Origin of the sequence: Mycobacterium sp. TY814 (assembly GCF_030755175.1) — a bacterium.
Classification (GTDB): Bacteria; Actinomycetota; Actinomycetes; order Mycobacteriales; family Mycobacteriaceae; genus Mycobacterium.
The window spans coordinates 1348971-1365020 of record NZ_JAUFRY010000001.1 but is presented as its reverse complement, the minus strand read 5'-3'; the positions used below and the strand labels follow the sequence as shown (position 1 = coordinate 1365020).

Here is a 16050-nt window from a genome sequence, read left to right as displayed (position 1 = left end):
CCCGGCTACACTGGCGTGCCGTGATGATCACCCTGGAACATGTCACCAAGCAGTACAAATCGTCGGCCCGTCCGGCCTTGGATGACATCAACGTCAAGATCGACAAGGGTGAGTTCGTTTTCCTCATCGGTCCGTCGGGATCGGGGAAGTCGACGTTCATGCGGTTGTTGCTGGCCGCGGAGACGCCGACCACCGGCGACATCCGGGTCTCGAAGTTTCACGTCAACAAGCTGCGTGGGCGCAACGTTCCCAAGCTGCGTCAGGTGATGGGCTGCGTCTTCCAGGACTTCCGGTTGCTGCAGCAGAAGACGGTGTATGACAACGTCGCCTTCGCCCTCGAGGTCATCGGCCGCCGCGCCGATGCGATCAACCGGGTGGTTCCGGAGGTGCTCGAGACGGTCGGACTCTCGGGCAAGGCCAACCGTTTGCCGCACGAGCTCTCCGGTGGTGAGCAGCAACGGGTCGCTATCGCTCGCGCATACGTCAACCGTCCGCTGGTTCTGCTGGCCGACGAGCCCACCGGCAACCTCGACCCAGACACCAGTAAGGACATCATGGATTTGTTGGAGCGGATCAACCGCAGCGGGACGACGGTGTTGATGGCCACCCACGACCACCACATCGTCGACGCGATGCGCCAACGGGTGGTCGAGCTGTCGCTGGGCAGGCTGGTTCGCGACGAACAGCGCGGCGTCTACGGGATGGATCGCTGAGTGCGCGCCGGATTCCTTCTCAACGAGGTCGTCACCGGCCTTCGTCGCAACGTCACCATGACGATCGCGATGATCCTCACCACCGCGATCTCCATCGGCCTGTTCGGTGGCGGTCTGCTGGTGGTGCGGTTGGCCGACAACTCCCGCGCCATCTACCTCGACCGGGTCGAGACGCAGGTGTATCTCACCGAGGACGTTTCTGCCAACGACCCCACCTGCAGCGGCGACGTCTGTAAGGCGCTGCGCAACAAGATCGAGGGGCGCCAGGACGTCAAGTCGGTTCGGTTCATCAACCAGCAGGACGCCTACGCCGACGCGATCAAGAAATTTCCGGAGTTCAAGGATGTCGCCGGCAAGGACTCGTTCCCGGCGTCGTTCATCGTCAAGCTCAGCAACCCCGACCAGCACGCGGAGTTCGCCGCCGCGATGGAGGGTCAGCCCGGAGTGCGCGGCATCCTCAACGAGAAGCAGCTGATCGACCGGTTGTTCGCGGTGCTGGACGGGCTGAGTAAAGCGGCGTTCGCGGTGGCGCTGGTGCAGGCCATCGGCGCCATTCTGCTGATCGCCAACATGGTGCAGGTCGCGGCTTACACGCGGCGCACCGAGATCGGCATCATGCGGCTGGTCGGCGCCAGTCGCTGGTACACCCAGCTGCCGTTCCTGGTGGAGGCGGTGCTGGCGGCGACGGTCGGTGTCGTCATCGCGATCGTCGGGCTGATCCTGGTGCGGGCGTTGTTCCTGGAAGGCGCGCTGAGCCAGTTCTATCAAGCCCACCTGATCGCGAAGGTGGACTACGCCGACATCGTCTACATCTCACCCATCCTGCTGCTGCTCGGCGTGGCCATGTCCGGTTTGACGGCATACGCGACGCTGCGCCTCTACATACGGCGCTAGTCATGGCCACCAAAGCGCGCAAAAAAGACGGCAGACAGATCATCGCGAGCAACCGCAAGGCTCGGCACAACTACGCGATCATCGACGTCTTTGAGGCCGGCATCGCGCTGCAGGGCACCGAGGTCAAGAGCCTGCGCGAGGGGCACGCATCGCTGGTCGACGCGTTCGCCACGGTCGACGACGGCGAAATCTGGCTGCGCAACGTGCACATCCCGGAGTACCGGCACGGCAGCTGGACCAACCACGAGCCGCGACGCAACCGCAAGCTGTTGTTGCACCGTCGGCAGATCGACACCCTGATCGGCAAGATCCGCGAGGGCAACTACGCGCTGGTGCCGCTGTCGATGTACTTCTCCGAGGGCAAGGTCAAGGTCGAACTGGCGCTGGGACGCGGCAAGCAGGCGCACGACAAACGCCAGGACCTGGCCAAGCGTGACGCCCAGCGTGAAGTGGTCAGAGAGCTCGGCCGCCGGGCCAAGGGCATGGGATGAGCGAAGACCCCGTCATCAGGGAGCTCTCGGCAGCGGTCGAGCGCAGCCCCGACGTGGTCGAGTTGCGGGTGCACCTGGCGCGGTTGCTGGCCGACAAGGGCCGCCATGCCGAAGCCCTGGGACATTGCAGCGCCGCGCTGACGCGCGACCCGGGCAACGCCGACGCATTGAGCGTGTTGCAGCGCTGCAGTGCGGCGCTGGCGGGCGGGGGACCGGCCGAGCCGCAGTTCGACTGGTCCAGCGCGGAGAAGCAGGTCGCCGACATCATCGAGCCGGCCTTCGTCGAAGGCGAGGACAGCGCCGACGTCGTCCACGAAGGCGATTACGACGTGCTGCAGCGCAGTGACGTGCGACTCGCTGACGTCGCCGGCATGGCCGATGTCAAACAGCAGCTTGAACTTTCGCTGTTGGGCCCGATTCGCAACCCCGACCTGATGAAGGCGTTCAAGATATCCGCCCGCGGCGGCATGCTGTTGTACGGTCCGCCCGGCTGCGGCAAAACCCATATTGCCAAAGCGATTTCGGGTGAGCTCGGCGCCAGCTTCTACCAGGTGGGCATTGCCGACGTGCTGCAGCGCTGGCTGGGGGAGAGCGAGCGCAGCATGCGCGACGTCTTCGACAACGCCCGCCGCAACACGCCCTGCGTGCTGTTCTTCGACGAGGTCGATGCGCTGGGGCATCGCCGTTCGGCGCTGGGCGGTAACACGGGAATTCGCACGGTGGTCAACGCTTTGCTGGAGGAACTCGACTCGGCCAGTTCGGTCAACGACGGTGTGTACGTGCTCGGCGCGACCAATGCCCCGTGGGACGTCGACCCCGCGTTGCGACGGCCCGGACGCTTCGACCGCACCCTCTTCGTCGGGTTACCCGACGCCGAAGCCAGGGCCGGTATCGTCCGCTACCACCTGAGGGATCGGCCGGCGGCAGGTATCGACCTCAAGGCCATTGCCGGGCGAACCGAGGGCTTCTCGGGTGCCGATCTGGCTCATGTGTGCGACAGCGCAACACAATTGGCGATGGCGGACTCCATGCGCAGCGGGCAGGTGCGACCCGTGTCGATGGCCGACATCACCGCCTCCCTCGCACAGGTCCGCCCCAGCACCGGGCCCTGGTTCGAGGCCGCGCGCAACGTCGTCGAGTTCGCCAACAACGACGGCAGCTACGACGAGTTGGCAAAATATCTGCGCCGCAGGAAAATTCGTTAATGACGCAGCCCGGCCCCGACCCGGTGGCCGAGGCCATCGTGGTCGCCGACGCCTACATCGAGTCGAAGAACTACCAGCGCGCACGTGAGGTGCTGCGTCAGGTACTGGCCGAGCATCCCAACGATCCGGGGCTGCTGGCCCACCACGCCCGGGCCGAGTATCTGATCGGAGACCATGCACAGGCTGCTTCCAGCGCCTACGCCGCCCTGTCCGCGGCACCGCACGACGAACTCGCCATGCGAATCTACGCTTTGGCACTGGACGGGCAGGGCCGTGGTCAGGAAGCGCTGTGGATGGCCTGGCGGACGGTGACTCAGCACCCGAATGAGGTTCTGTCGCACCGGCTCTACGCCCGAATCCTGCAGAAGGCGCACCGTCATCACGACGCGCTGATCGAGGTGGACGAGGCGTTGCGGCTCGCGCCGGCGGACGTCGACACCCTGGTGCTGCGCGGCACCATTCTGCACGACCTCGGCTACATCGCAGAGTCCTCCGCGGCGTACGAGCGGGCGCTGTCACTGGACCCGGGCAACGCCGAAGCGCAGAACAACCTGGCCGTCAACCGGCTGCGCGGCGGAAAGTTCGGTCACGCGTTGCGCGGCTTCCTCGGTGCCGCGGGTAGCGACCCGACGCTGGGAAACCTGGTCCGCCGCAATATCGGTGCGGTTCTCGCGACAATCCTGCGCCGCGTCACGGTCCTGGCACTGGTGGTGGGGATCTTGTCGGCCTTTGTCGGCTCGTCGCACGACAGGGATTTCCGCACCGTGCTGATGCAGGTGCTGATCGTGATGAGTGTCGTGGTGCTGATCGGCAACTTCGTCTGGCTGTTGCGCGCGGTGCCGCGGCGCACCCTGGTGTCGGCCGCGCGCAGCCGGGCCGGCGTCGTGGTTCGCATCGTTCACGCCGTGCTCGCGGCCGTCGTCGGGACATATGCGGTGGCGTTCGGCGGGCCGTGGGCAATCCCGGCAGGAGTGTTCGTGGCCATCAGCGGACTGTTCATCGTCCGGTTCGGGTTGCTTGTCTAGATCGGTCGATGGTGGCGATCCGCGGCGAGCGGCTTCGCCGCCCTTGCGATCGCCACTAGGCCGATGGTGGCGATCCGCGGCGAGCGGCTTCGCCGCCCTTGCGATCGCCACTAGGATCCGATCCATGGCCGACCGTCCTGTGACCCTGCTCGACAAGTCCGACGTACTGACGGGTCTGTTCGCCGTCTGGGACGCCCTGGACGTCCTGCTCGACGGGTTGTCAGAGGCGGACTGGCAGGCACCGAGCGCGTTGGCCGGATGGGACGTCAAGGCCGTGGTGTCGCACATCATCGGCACCGAGTCGTTCCTGCAGGGCGTCAGTCCGCCCGAACCCGACATCGACGTCAAAGCACTTGACCACGTGCGCAACGACATCGGCGTGATGAACGAATGCTGGGTCCGCCACCTCAGCGCGGAATCGGGTGCGCAGGTGCTGGCGAAGTTCCGCGAGGTCACCGGACAGCGCCGAAAAGTGTTGCAGGACATGTCCGAAGACGCGTGGAACGCAGTGTCGTTCACACCGGCGGGGCCGGACAGCTACGGACGATTCATGCGGATCCGGGTGTTCGACTGCTGGATGCACGAGCAGGACATCCGGATCGGTTTGCAGCGGCCGTCGTCCGACGAAGACTTGCAGGGACCGGCGTTGCGCCTGTCGCTGGACGAGGTCGAGACGTCGATGGGTTTCGTCGTCGGAAAACTGGCGAAAGCGCCCGAAGGTTCGCGCGTCCTGTTCGACCTCACCGGGCCGGCGGCGCACGAGATCCGCGTCAGCGTAGACGGCCGCGCCCAGCTCGTCGACGACTTCGGCGGGCAAGAGCCGACCGCGACGATCCGCGTCGACGCACTGCAGTTCACCCGGCTGGCCGGCGGGCGTCCGTTGTGCCCCGCACGCAGCCAGGACGTCGAACTGGACGGTGACCGCGACGTCGCGGGGCGGATCGTCGAGCGCATCAACTTCGTTATTTGACAAAGCGTTTCGTCGCTTGGAGCGACCTGGATCACACCTGTTAAAGGGATGTTGGCTCGGCGGCCCAGATGGGTAGCCGACTAATACGGGCGCCATCGCGCCACCCAAATCCACTCAGGGAGGTCTAGACATAATGACTGCACCGGATACGACCAGACTGCTCGCGCAGCTTCGCACTCTGCTCGATCTGACGAACACCGAGATTCAAATAGCTGAGACGCGGGTGATTCAGGCGCGCACCGAGGCGGTACGCCGCGAGTTGAGTCAGAACGCGGAAAACGGCCGTGAGCGAGCCGAAGCGATCCAGGCGAGGATTCGGGACCTGGGCGGCTACCCGGACGTGATCGGCCCGTTCCTGGGTCGCGCCGCGGCCGCGGTCAAGGCGCTGACCGAGCAGGCCGAGCCGTTCGACGAGGCGCTGTTGGGTGACCTCGCGCTCGAAGACCAGTTGCTGGACCGCGCGCGCTACACCAAAGCGCTGGCGATCGCCGCCAAGAACAAGGACGTCGAGAACTTGGCCGACCGTCTGATCACCGCGCACACCGCGACGGTGGAGTGGCTGACCACGGTGCTTGCCGAGGACGCCCTCGGCGGTCCGGCGGCGCTGCGTCGCACACCGGTGCAAATGGCCGCCGGCACTGCGGTGAAGCTGGTCAACCTGCCGGTCACCTGGTCGGCGCGTGGCATCGACCGTGCCGTCGAAAGTCTGCGCACCGCTGGTCCCGCGTTCCGGGAGCTGGTGGAGCGCGGCGGAAACGCCGGCGAGATCGCGGCCAAGGCTCTGTCCGCCTCGCAGAACGCCGCACTGCGGGCCGCCGAGCGCGTCACCCGCAGCGAGGGCGCGGACAACGCGGCCGACGCACTGCACGAGGGTCGCGAGTCGGTGGGTGTCTTGGACGCCAGTGAGTTGCCGATCGCGAACTACGACGAGCTGAACATCAGTGACGCCGTCGCCGCGATCAAGGACCTCACCACTCCCCGGGACGTCCGCGTGGTGATCGCTTATGAAGAGGCGCACAAGGCGCGGCAGCGGATCGTCTCCGCTGGGCAGACCCGCGTTGCCGCCATCGCGAAAGAGGCCGTCGGCATCAGCTAGCACTGTGTTTCGACCGAGTCCCCCCGGGCCGCCAACCGGGGGGACTCGGCCGCACGTGGCCGGGAAGAAAAATGCGTGGCCGCCGGTTGATACTGGCGTACCATTGGTTGTCCTGCCGGGAGACCGGCAGGGATGCTCGAAGAATCAAGACAAGGGGCTGAACGGTTTCGACTTCGCGCATCGAATCAAGGGAAGCGTGCCGGTGCAGGCAAGAGACCACCGTAAGCGTCGTTGCAACCATATAAGCGCCGATTCACATCAGCGCGACTACGCTCTCGCTGCCTAAGCGACGGCTAGTCTGTCGGACCGGGAACGCCCTCGCCCCGGACCCCGGCATCAGCTAGAGGGATCAACCGATGAGTTCGGTCGCGGGACTCATCGGGACACCAACAGCGACTGGGATCGTCATCCTGGCTAGTTCGCGTGACCAGGAGATCCGAGCAGAGACATAGCGGACTGCGCACGGAGAAGCCTTGAGGGAATGCCGTAGGACCCGGGTTCGATTCCCGGCAGCTCCACCAATACATGCTGGTCAGGCGACATAATGTTACTATAGTCGCCGTGTCAATGCCCCGTGTCAATCAAAAAAAATCCAGTAGGGCCGCGGGCGCGGCCGCGAAGCGAAAATCTACTAGACCTCCGCTGACGCTGGCAGATCTCTACGACCACCGCTTCCTCGAGCGGTTCCGAAGCAGAGTTCGCGTCGCTGACTGGGGGTGCCTAGAGTGGATCGGACCGCGTGACGAAAATGGTTACGGGATGGTGACCGTCGCCGGCCGCAGCATCGGAGCCTACCGTGTCGCCTGGATGCTGCACCATCACCAGTTAGTCCCGCCCGGCCTGGCCATCGACCATCTGTGTTGCCACCGGCCATGCGTCAGCGCGCACCACCTCGAAGCTGTCACCCCCGCAGAGAACAGCCGCCGGGTTCATCGTCCGGCGCCAGGTTGGATACCAATCCCAGAGCCGGCGCTCACGCAATTCGAGCTGAACAGCCGGCGCCGGTACGAGGTGCAATGGATGGCACTCGACGGCGGGCGCCTGATCCGCCGCGGCCGCGACTTTGCATCAGTCGAGGAAGCTCACCAATTCATGCAGGTAGTGCGGACGACGCCCTGCCTGGTCGATCCGCGACCCTACAAGCCAATCGATATGCTGCCCGCAGTCCTACGGGCCGGACTGTTGAGCTATTACGGGCCGAAAAATGCTCACCGCTGGCTCGTTTCGTCTCATCGGCAGCTGGGAAGTCATCAAACTCCACTTGATCTGATCAAAGCCGGCCGCTTCGAAGAACTCGAAGCCCTCATCAGGTCTCTTCGCTCCCATGAGCATGAGAGCGCCTAGACGTGGCGTCTATCCGGAAACGCCCCCGACGTGACGGGACGGTCGCGTATGCGGTGCTCTACACCATCGATGGGCGCCAGAGTAGCTTGCCATTCGACGACCCGAAAGCGGCAGAGGCTTTCCGCGCCGCAGTAAACGCGCATGGACCGACGCGCGCGCTGGAAATGCACGGGATAGATCCGCGCCCGCGTCGCCGCGACAGTACTACCGGGATGACCGTCGCCGAATGGGTCACTCACCACATCGACCATCTCACCGGCGTCGACCCGCGCACCGTCGAGGACTACCGAAGCTACCTCCGCACCGACATCGGCCCCGGTGTCGGCGCGATCCCGCTGACGAAACTGTCACGTGACGATGTGCGGCGCTGGGTGCAGGCACTCGAACAGTCAGGGGCCAGCGCGAAAACGATCGCCAACAAACACGCCCTGCTGTCGACCGCCCTGTCGTCCGCCGTCGCCGCCGGCCGCCTCGGCGCCAATCCCGCAGCCGGCACCCGCCTGCCCCGCGGCGAACGCCAAGAAATGGTCTTCCTCACCCACGAAGACTTCAACACCCTGCTCGCTGAAATCCCCGACCACTGGAAGCCGCTTGTCCTATTCCTGGTCGCCTCCGGATGCCGCTGGGGAGAGGCGACCGCACTCAAGCCCGGCGACGTCGACCGCAACAGGAACACCGTGCGGATCTCAAAGGCGTGGCGACGCGGCGGCGGGGGATACCGGATCGGTCTGCCGAAAACCCGCCGCTCAGTACGCACCATCAACGTGCCCGCCTCGGTGCTGGACAAGCTCGACTACACACAGGAGTGGCTGTTCACCAACCCCGGCCGCGGCAACCGCGCCGCCGGCGGCCCCGTGCGGGCACCGAACTTCCGCGCCAACGTGTGGTGGCCCGCAATCAAACGGGCATGGCCTGCAATCGACGAGCAGGGCAACCCGATCGCCAATCCTCTGCGGCCCCGCATCCACGACCTCCGTCACACCGCCGCGAGCTGGTTCATTCAAGACGGCAAGCCCCTGCCCGCCATCCAGCAACACCTGGGCCACGAAAGCATCAAAACGACCGTCGACGTCTACGGCCACCTCGACCGGCGCAGCGGGGAAGACCTCGCCGACTCGATGGGCAAATGGCTCACCTAACTCTGGGTGGGCTTGTGGAACTGCCGCGTCGGCCACTGAGTCACGACGTGCCACGGCGCCGGGTTATTCGGCCGCACCGCCGGCGGCGCATCAGCCATATCGGGCTGCCATGCCTGCGCACGCATCTGATCAGCGTCGGGAAGGTCGTTGCGGTCCAGCCGCGGCGGCTGGAATGCCCCGAACACGCCTGCCTCGATATCGCCGCGCATCATCGCCTGATGTTCCTGGTCGGCGCGGGCCGCCAACTGGGCCTCGCGTCGGCGGCGACGCGCATCATCCTGACGACGTCCCCGTGCCCGCCGCAATCCGTACGCCACCAGGATCGCCGCTACGGCGCTCACGCCGGCCAGAATTGCCACGCCCCCAACCGCCTGCCATCTGCCGTCTATCAAGAAGCCAAGGGCGAGGTTTCCGAAGATGAAGACGTAAACCACCATGGCGAGCAGTTCAACCGTCGAGAATCGTGAACGCCGTCGCCGACCCACCCGGCCCTGTGGGGCCGGACGGCCCGCGGCCGGATTTGCGCTCCAACCACGCCCATCCCACCAACGCCAAGCGCGCGCGCCCGATGGATCCGGATACCAGCCCGGCGGGACCTGCCACGTCATAGATTCCGAACACTACGCGGAGCCCTGATCCTGCGGAGCCGATTCACGGTCACCGGGTCGTGCGCCAACGCGGCCTCGCGGGTGATCAACTGGTTCAAACGCTGGTAGTAGCGGATCGGCGTCATCCCGAGCTGGTCGCGGATGGCTTCTTCTTTCGCGCCCGAGGTCTTCCAGAACTGGCGTTCCATCGCCAGGATCGCGGTGTCGTGGTCGGTCAGGCTATCCACTGCCATTCTCCGTTCAGGTGGTGCTCGAGTTCGGCGACTTCGAAGGGGTCGAGCGTCGCCATTCGGGTGCGCAGCGTCGGGATATCTACCCACAGTTCTTCGGCGAGCTCGGCCGGATTCCCGGCCGGGCACCAGCGGTAGGCGTCGATCAGGGCCGCGATCGGAATGAGCCGCCGCGCCGCCAGCTCCGAGACGGTCCGCTCTTCCCTTGCCCGTGCTCGCGGTTCCGCCGGCACAGGACCCCGCTCAAGGTGAATCAGTTCGTGAGTGAGTGTGCAGCGGCGCCGGACCTGGTTCAGCTTCCTGCACAGCCAGATCATCTGGCCAATCTGCAACCCCCACACGCGATCGGGGAGTTCCTGCTGACAAGAGATCGTGACATGCGGATAGTGCTCTGCCGCATGCTTCCAGGGATGCCACCGTTGGCTCATGGAACCGGACGCTATGAGATGGCACCGACAAGAACCCCACCTGACCAGCAATTACACCCTTGTCATTCGATGGGATCGTCCTCTTTCGCTTCATCCTCTTCACGGGCGGCCGTGCTATATCGACCGAGGTCTTCCCACCACGGGTTTGACTGATCGGTCGCCGAGTGAGGGGCATGCTCGGGCCCACGACCAATATGTCCCCACTCGCGTACGACCTCTGATGCAGCTTCTGTGGCGTCGGCGAAGGCTTCCTTTGCCCACGGAAAATTTGGCTCACCGGTCGAAAGTTGGCGATAGAGTTTTTCGCGTTCGCTATAGATGCGGGCGAGCCAACTTTCCAATTGCGGAGCAAACCCGCTCTCCAGGATCCGAATGATCAGATACGCAGAGATATCGAAAACGACGCGGCGGGACGCAGCCAGTAGTTCCTCCGAAGGTTCGGATTGCCCAAGGACTGCGGCAGCGAGATCGGTCGCTGTCGACCAGCCGGACTCGATCACGGCCTTCTCGTCGGAGATTGTGTATTCGGCTGGCGCGGGGGGTTCGTTTACCTCGGGAGGAAATAGCTTCGCAAGATTCTTGCCCAGACCCTCCGGCATGCCTCCCGTGCGGAGGGTGCCTCCATCGCGCACATACTGAGCGGCTTCGCGGACGGTCATCATCCGTTCGAGCTCGTCGGCGGCGTCATCACGGCCGGTTGATCGCAATTGGTCGGGCGTAGCCCCGACCGCACGTGCCATCCGCGCCAGAGTGTCCGCCGGCGCCACTACAGGCACCCGTGTGTCTCGGGTTGCTTGCTGGTACCCCTTGGCAATCTGTCGCCAGCGACCTTCGCTAATGCCGGCCAGCTTCGCGAACCGCGAGACCGCCCTTTCCTTCTTTGGAAATGCCTGTCGAAGATCCTCGATTAGCACTGCCTCGGGGGGCTGAACCAAGTCGTCGTCCATAAGGCAACAGCTTCCTACGCGTAGACCTACGAAGTCTAATCTTCGTAGGTTCGCCAAACTACGTAATAACACGCATGTCATATTCGAACATTGCAGGTCAGCGTAGGTCCGACACACCTACGGCGTACTACGCTTGACCTACGCGAAGCTACGGCGTAGCTTCGGTATCATGCCCATCACCGCCCGGAATCCCCATGGGGTATGGCACGAGCTCCGCATCATGCGCACCAAAGATGGCCGCAGCCTGACGGACCTTGCCGCCTCCTGCGACCCTCCGATGTCGCTCTCGTATTTGTCAGATCTGGAACGCGGCCGCCAGATGCCGAGCGCCGACGCCACTCGCAGACTGGCCACCGCGCTCAACGTCCCGGTATCTGTCCTAGAACGGCGTCGGCACGTCGATGCGGAAGGCAATGATGTTGCGCTTCGCGAACTGATCCGTGAAATCGTGCGCGAGGAACTGGCCGCGGCAGGTGCGGCATGAGTGACGATCTGGTTCAAGCTGACTCCGGTGGTTCGCCGTTTGACGCGATCCGCCGTGTCCGTGCCAACGGTTCGGAGTATTGGACCGCGCGCGACCTCTGCAACGTCGTCGAGTACGAGACGTGGCGCAACTTCGCGGCCGCCATCGAGCGGGCCATGGTCGCCGCTGAGAACACCAAAGTGCCTGTTCACACCAATTTTGTTGGCGTCAACAAAATGGTCACCGTCGGCTTCGGCGAACGCCAAATCGAAGACTTCGAACTATCGCGACTCGCCTGCTACCTAGTCCTGATGAACGGTGACCCGCGTAAGCCGAAAATCGCTGAGGCACAGGCTTACTTCGCGATCAAGACGCGGCAGGCCGAGATCGCTCCGCGGCAGCAGGCCGAGTTGGTAACCAAGGCGGACCTCGCTCGCATGGTCCTGGAAATCGAGGAGGAGAAGGCGGCCATCGCCGCCGCGCTCGAATCGGCCGCGCCGATGATCGCCTACCACGACCGCTACATCTCCAACGACGATGCCGTGCTGGTCGAGGTGTGGGGGGCACAGTTCGGACTGACCCGCCCCCAGGCGTTCGCCCTCCTGGTTGAGCACAAGATGATCTACCGCCGGCTGATCATGAAGCGGTACTCGAAGAAGCAGGGCCGCGTCGTTGACGAGTACGAGTACCGGGCCTACGCCCGGTACATCGACTGGTTCGACCTTCGACCGCAGCACGACGTTGCGCGCCACCATAACGGGCAGGTCCGCCAAACCCTCTATGTGCGGCAGGAATTCGCGCTGCAGATCGCAGACAAGCTTGGGTTGGGGGTCAAAAAATGAGTGATTTCATCCGGACTGATCCGGCACAGCCAAATCTGTTAGACGGCACTATCTACGCCTACGAACTCCGTGAAGGTGGTTGCTACATCACCGTTGCCGGCAATGACGAGACGCCGCTGATCCTGTCGACCGACCTGGAAGACATTCAGAGTCTGCGTGCGATTGCGGCCCACTATCCGCCCAACACGATGCCGGGATTCAGCTTCTATGCCGAGCCTGTTGAGGTCGCCTGCCAGAAAGCACAATCCGTCGTTGGGCTCGGGTCGGTGGGAGATACCGAGTACGCCTATGTCGGCGCAGGAGGGAAGGGTGTCTGCTACGGCGAAGTCCTTATGACGCGTGAACAACTGGGCACGTTGATCGGCAAACTCCGTGACATTCACCAATCAATGGGGCCCGCCTCATGAAGCACCCGTTGCCTGAGGCCGCCCGCCGTATCTGCGGCCAGAACCACGGCCTGCGTGACCCGGAGCGTTGGGTGGCGACGCAGCTGAAGCGGAAGCGGTTCCGGGGACAGAAGATTGACCGGGTCTGGTTCATGACGGATGCGGATATCGCCGCCGCGGAAGAGGCGTTGTACAACCGACCCGAACATCTTCCTGAGCCGGTGGAAGCAATACCCACTGAACCGGCCGCTACCACGATCGCTGACGGGTTGACCTCACGCGGCCGGCGCCGGCTACGGAGCGCCTCATGACCGCCGCGGCGCCCGAGGTGGTCACCGCGGCCTCTGTGTACTCCCGGCTGGACGCCAACACGCGGGAGCTGGACGCGCTGCGCCGCGACAACCACAAGCTGCGGAGCGAGAAGGCGAATCTGCAGGCGTGTCTGGAAGCGGAGCGGTCTGAGGTTGCGCGGCTGCGTAGGGAGAACCAGCGGGTCTGCGCGGAACGCGACACCGCGAAAGCACTAGCCACCACAGGGGGAACGCGATGATCGGGACGTTGTTGCGCGCGGACGGTGGCGCCGCGTCGTTCACTCTGGGCAGCCTATGGCCGATGCGCTGGCCTGCGTTCCCGGTCGCTCTTTTCGACTTCGACATGTTCAACGACGTCGCAGACGCCCATTGGGAACGGGCGAAAGCTCGCTGCGCTGAGCGCGCTCAACTGACTTCTGCTGCCGAGACGGTGAGTCCTGCGACAACGCTGACCGCGGCCCCACAGCAGAAGACGGCCCCGCGCTCGGCTCCCTCCCCCCAGAGGCCAGCGCGGGGCAACCATCGTTCACCGTCGGCGAGCTCGAGGACGCCGCGTATGCGGTGCGCCGTCACATCACTGATCGTGTCGGACCGACTTCGGTGATCGGGGCGGAAGCGTGGACGCATCTGGCCGAAAAGCTGGAAGCCGCAGCGGTTTCCAAATAAGTAGGCCCGCCCCGGCGCACACCGGGACGGGCCAAAACCCACAACAACAACAGTTCGAAAGGAAATGCTGTGAGCGACACCAACTCTACCAAGACCCCGCGCCGCGCCTATACGTGCATGGGCCAGTACGTCGACCTGGACACACCGCCGACCGCTGTTGTCTACGAAGACAAGTACGGCACGATGATCCGCACCAGCCCGACCGGGCATCCTGACGGCGTTCATGTTTCGATCACGATTGAGCGTTGGCGGCAGTGGAACGCGGTCGTGGAGCAGGCTATTGCGGCGTCGGTGTCGCTGCGGCTGTCTGGGGCGTCGCTGTGAGGCCGCTGGTTCCGGTGCTGGTCGTCGGCGCGAAAATCGCGACCGCGGCGACGTGGGCCGGTCTGTTGACCGGCATGGACACCGTGTTCCTGGTCGGCGCGGTGCTCGCGTTCCTGTGCCTGGCCGCGACCGCCGGGATCAACTTCCGGTTCGAGCGGCAGCGCGCCCGCCGCGAGCGTGAACACCCCGCCGACTGCCTGTGCACGGTCTCAACCCGGTACCACCTCGATCTGGTGTGTGCGCGGTGAATCCTGAAGCGTTCCAGGAGTTCATCGCGAATGTCCGCAAGTCTGGTTTGCCGGGCGCGGAGATCGTCATCGCGTTCGCGGCGGTCGCGTCCGGGTTCACCTTGGTCCGTGGGGAGTCCGGCGAGCTGCAGGCGGTCCGCGCATGACCGCCGCCCGTGCGCTGCTGCTGATGTTGTTCGGCGCGCTCATCGTCGCCGCCTGCAACGCCGCGCCCGCGCATGCGGATCCCGTTGCCCCCTACGTCATCAACTACGCCAGCATCGCCGCGCCCGCAGTCTGCGGAACCCTCGATGACCACCCCAGCTTCCCCGGAATCTCCGGTGTCATCCAAGCAATCCAAGACGATTCCGGATTCACCACAGACCAGGCGGTGCAGGTTCTCGTCATCTCGGTACAGACCCGATGCGTCAGGCACCTGCCGCTGCTGCAGCGGTTCGCCGACACCTACGCACCCGCCCCGAAAGGCCAACTCGCATGACTGACACCATCAACTTCCCGGGCGACTGCACGCGTTTCGATCCTGAGCACATCTACGGGCCGGATCTGTTCGGCGGCTGCTACCGCGCGTTCGACGCCGAATACCAGCCCGGCACCGACCAGACCACCCTGCACCTAGTCCCGATTCCGCGCGGCGTCATCCAAGAACGCGGAATCATCAAAGCCCTTGAAGCACAAGCCCAACGCGACATCACCGAACGCATCGAGCACCTGTTCGGGACCGGTGCAGCATGACGACCACCCACGCCGGTGCCGTAGACACCGCCCGCTTCCTCGCCCTGTGCACCGACTGCGGCTGCCACCGCTGGCTCACCAGCGCACGCGCCGTCACCCTCTGGGAACGCCACCACCCCCACGACAGCGAATGCGGTGCAGCATGACCGCAGCCACCGAGCGGTACAACCCCGCACTCCGCGCCACCCGCCAACACCTCGCCCACTACGACCGCAACCGCGACGACCTCGACCAAGAACGCCGCGTCCGACACCTCGCACTCGTCGGCGCATCCGAAGTCGAAACCGCTGCAGTCACAGGCATATCCACCAACACCGTCAACCGAATCCGCAACCGCCCACCAGAACCAGACCGGCCACAAGTCCCCGACGGCAGAGTCACCGACGCCCGCGCCGCCGAACTCGAAGACACAGCAGACCTCGCACTACACCTAGCCATGCTGCTCCGCGACGAAGACCCCAATCTCTCGTGGGGAACCCTCAGCCGGCTCGGGCGCCGCCAACTCCAAGAACTCACCGTCATCGCCCTGGCCGCCATCCCCATCGACATGACCCGCGACCAGTTACTCGCCTGGGTCCACGAACTACCCGCCGCAGCAAGGACAGACTTATGACCGCCAATCGCTCCCGCGCCCGCTGGATAAACCCCGAGTGCATCGAATCGCTGCACGCCGCCAACCGCGTCCGCACCGAACACGCAGCCCTGCACACCGTCGCCGCCGCACGGAAAGCCGTCCGCGTCATGAGGAAATGGGACGGCCACCCCGACACCCGCAAACCCGCCGGCATGTTCGCCCGCTACTACCGGGCGCTCAACGCCCGCGTCGACTACCCCGACGCCAGCCTCGCCGAAATCGCCGCCCAACTCGGCCTGCGGAAAGACCAATACAGCGCACGCCTACGCCGCGCCATCGCCTACGCCCAAACGCTCGAGGCCAACGCATGAGCACAGACAAGCCGGCCGCGCACACAACCCTGGTCCGTTCCAA

General features: G+C 64.8%; 25 protein-coding genes, 1 other RNA gene and 1 pseudogene. 23 read left to right on the top strand and 4 right to left on the bottom strand.

Translation table 11 applies throughout. The features are described from left to right. Nucleotides 1-23: 23 nt before the first annotated feature. The 11 genes from ftsE to QXH22_RS05950 all read left to right on the top strand — a co-directional run bounded on the left by ftsE (nt 24) and on the right by QXH22_RS05950 (nt 9344). Entirely contained in the window at nt 24-713 is a 690-nt protein-coding gene (gene ftsE / locus QXH22_RS06000) for a cell division ATP-binding protein FtsE (protein ID WP_306244352.1), read from the top strand. Further along, nucleotides 714-1607 (top strand): permease-like cell division protein FtsX, encoded by an 894-nt coding sequence (gene ftsX, locus QXH22_RS05995; RefSeq protein WP_306241807.1) that lies wholly within the window; start codon nt 714-716, stop codon nt 1605-1607. 2 nt (nt 1608-1609) lie between these two features. Further along, nucleotides 1610-2098 carry an SsrA-binding protein SmpB gene (gene smpB, locus QXH22_RS05990; RefSeq protein ID WP_306241806.1) on the top strand — a complete coding sequence of 163 codons (489 nt, stop codon included), beginning with the start codon at nt 1610-1612 and terminating at the stop codon, nt 2096-2098. Further along, nucleotides 2095-3303: a 26S protease regulatory subunit gene (locus QXH22_RS05985; RefSeq protein ID WP_306275153.1), complete on the top strand. Its 1209-nt coding sequence runs from the start codon at nt 2095-2097 to the stop codon at nt 3301-3303. The genes smpB and QXH22_RS05985 overlap by 4 nt, the downstream gene beginning before the upstream one ends. Beyond that, nucleotides 3303-4328 (top strand): tetratricopeptide repeat protein, encoded by a 1026-nt coding sequence (locus tag QXH22_RS05980; protein ID WP_306241804.1) that lies wholly within the window; start codon nt 3303-3305, stop codon nt 4326-4328. Before QXH22_RS05985 ends, QXH22_RS05980 begins: the two co-directional genes overlap by 1 nt. 124 nt (nt 4329-4452) lie before the next feature. Continuing rightward, nucleotides 4453-5298, top strand: coding sequence for a maleylpyruvate isomerase family mycothiol-dependent enzyme (locus QXH22_RS05975; RefSeq protein ID WP_306275152.1), 846 nt, complete (start codon nt 4453-4455; stop codon nt 5296-5298). A 133-nt stretch (nt 5299-5431) separates the two neighbouring features. Beyond that, entirely contained in the window at nt 5432-6394 is a 963-nt protein-coding gene (locus tag QXH22_RS05970) for a ferritin-like domain-containing protein (protein WP_306241802.1), read from the top strand. A gap of 153 nt (nt 6395-6547) precedes the next feature. Beyond that, nucleotides 6548-6915: a transfer-messenger RNA gene (gene ssrA / locus QXH22_RS05965) on the top strand. A 238-nt stretch (nt 6916-7153) separates the two neighbouring features. Continuing rightward, nucleotides 7154-7738, top strand: coding sequence for an HNH endonuclease (locus QXH22_RS05960; RefSeq protein WP_306275151.1), 585 nt, complete (start codon nt 7154-7156; stop codon nt 7736-7738). A 212-nt stretch (nt 7739-7950) separates the two neighbouring features. Next, nucleotides 7951-8877 carry a site-specific integrase gene (locus QXH22_RS05955; RefSeq protein ID WP_306275150.1) on the top strand — a complete coding sequence of 309 codons (927 nt, stop codon included), beginning with the start codon at nt 7951-7953 and terminating at the stop codon, nt 8875-8877. Between the two features lie 14 nt (nt 8878-8891). After that, nucleotides 8892-9344: a hypothetical protein gene (locus tag QXH22_RS05950; protein ID WP_306275149.1), complete on the top strand. Its 453-nt coding sequence runs from the start codon at nt 8892-8894 to the stop codon at nt 9342-9344. A 39-nt stretch (nt 9345-9383) separates the two neighbouring features. Here QXH22_RS05950 and QXH22_RS30440 read toward each other — a convergent pair. The 4 genes and pseudogenes from QXH22_RS30440 to QXH22_RS05935 all read right to left on the bottom strand — a co-directional run. Continuing rightward, nucleotides 9384-9485 (bottom strand): annotated as a pseudogene (locus QXH22_RS30440) (DUF2510 domain-containing protein); the annotation flags it as partial. Then, on the bottom strand, nt 9482-9718 hold the full coding sequence (locus QXH22_RS05945) for a DUF3263 domain-containing protein (RefSeq protein WP_306275148.1): 237 nt from the start codon (nt 9716-9718) through the stop codon (nt 9482-9484). The gene QXH22_RS05945 and the pseudogene QXH22_RS30440, both read right to left, overlap by 4 nt. After that, complete coding sequence (locus tag QXH22_RS05940) at nt 9700-10143, bottom strand: hypothetical protein (protein WP_306275147.1); 444 nt, start codon at nt 10141-10143, stop codon at nt 9700-9702. Before QXH22_RS05940 ends, QXH22_RS05945 begins: the two co-directional genes overlap by 19 nt. Nucleotides 10144-10205: 62 nt before the next feature. After that, nucleotides 10206-11090, bottom strand: a complete 885-nt coding sequence (locus QXH22_RS05935; protein WP_306275146.1) for a hypothetical protein — start codon at nt 11088-11090, stop codon at nt 10206-10208. A 169-nt stretch (nt 11091-11259) separates the two neighbouring features. Between QXH22_RS05935 and QXH22_RS05930 the strand changes: the two genes are divergently transcribed. The 12 genes from QXH22_RS05930 (at nt 11260) to QXH22_RS05875 (ending at nt 16007) form a co-directional block, all read left to right on the top strand. Next, nucleotides 11260-11574, top strand: coding sequence for a helix-turn-helix transcriptional regulator (locus QXH22_RS05930; protein ID WP_306275145.1), 315 nt, complete (start codon nt 11260-11262; stop codon nt 11572-11574). Continuing rightward, a complete protein-coding gene (locus QXH22_RS05925) occupies nt 11571-12395 on the top strand; it encodes a phage antirepressor KilAC domain-containing protein (protein ID WP_306275144.1) in 825 nt (274 codons plus the stop codon). Before QXH22_RS05930 ends, QXH22_RS05925 begins: the two co-directional genes overlap by 4 nt. Then, entirely contained in the window at nt 12392-12802 is a 411-nt protein-coding gene (locus tag QXH22_RS05920; RefSeq protein WP_306275143.1) for a hypothetical protein, read from the top strand. Before QXH22_RS05925 ends, QXH22_RS05920 begins: the two co-directional genes overlap by 4 nt. 286 nt (nt 12803-13088) lie before the next feature. Then, nucleotides 13089-13331, top strand: coding sequence for a hypothetical protein (locus QXH22_RS05915; RefSeq protein ID WP_306275142.1), 243 nt, complete (start codon nt 13089-13091; stop codon nt 13329-13331). A gap of 496 nt (nt 13332-13827) precedes the next feature. Then, complete coding sequence (locus tag QXH22_RS05910; protein ID WP_306275141.1) at nt 13828-14082, top strand: hypothetical protein; 255 nt, start codon at nt 13828-13830, stop codon at nt 14080-14082. After that, on the top strand, nt 14079-14330 hold the full coding sequence (locus QXH22_RS05905) for a hypothetical protein (protein WP_306275140.1): 252 nt from the start codon (nt 14079-14081) through the stop codon (nt 14328-14330). The genes QXH22_RS05910 and QXH22_RS05905 overlap by 4 nt, the downstream gene beginning before the upstream one ends. Beyond that, a complete protein-coding gene (locus QXH22_RS05900; protein ID WP_306275139.1) occupies nt 14327-14476 on the top strand; it encodes a hypothetical protein in 150 nt (49 codons plus the stop codon). Before QXH22_RS05905 ends, QXH22_RS05900 begins: the two co-directional genes overlap by 4 nt. After that, nucleotides 14473-14808, top strand: coding sequence for a DUF732 domain-containing protein (locus tag QXH22_RS05895; RefSeq protein ID WP_306275138.1), 336 nt, complete (start codon nt 14473-14475; stop codon nt 14806-14808). The genes QXH22_RS05900 and QXH22_RS05895 overlap by 4 nt, the downstream gene beginning before the upstream one ends. Then, complete coding sequence (locus QXH22_RS05890; protein ID WP_306275137.1) at nt 14805-15062, top strand: hypothetical protein; 258 nt, start codon at nt 14805-14807, stop codon at nt 15060-15062. Before QXH22_RS05895 ends, QXH22_RS05890 begins: the two co-directional genes overlap by 4 nt. Further along, nucleotides 15059-15208 carry a hypothetical protein gene (locus QXH22_RS05885; RefSeq protein ID WP_306275136.1) on the top strand — a complete coding sequence of 50 codons (150 nt, stop codon included), beginning with the start codon at nt 15059-15061 and terminating at the stop codon, nt 15206-15208. The genes QXH22_RS05890 and QXH22_RS05885 overlap by 4 nt, the downstream gene beginning before the upstream one ends. Continuing rightward, the gene (locus tag QXH22_RS05880) at nt 15205-15675 is read left to right on the top strand and encodes a hypothetical protein (protein ID WP_306275135.1); all 471 of its coding nucleotides are present in this window, start codon (nt 15205-15207) and stop codon (nt 15673-15675) included. The genes QXH22_RS05885 and QXH22_RS05880 overlap by 4 nt, the downstream gene beginning before the upstream one ends. Beyond that, nucleotides 15672-16007, top strand: a complete 336-nt coding sequence (locus QXH22_RS05875) for a hypothetical protein (RefSeq protein ID WP_306275134.1) — start codon at nt 15672-15674, stop codon at nt 16005-16007. The genes QXH22_RS05880 and QXH22_RS05875 overlap by 4 nt, the downstream gene beginning before the upstream one ends. Nucleotides 16008-16050: the final 43 nt, after the last annotated feature.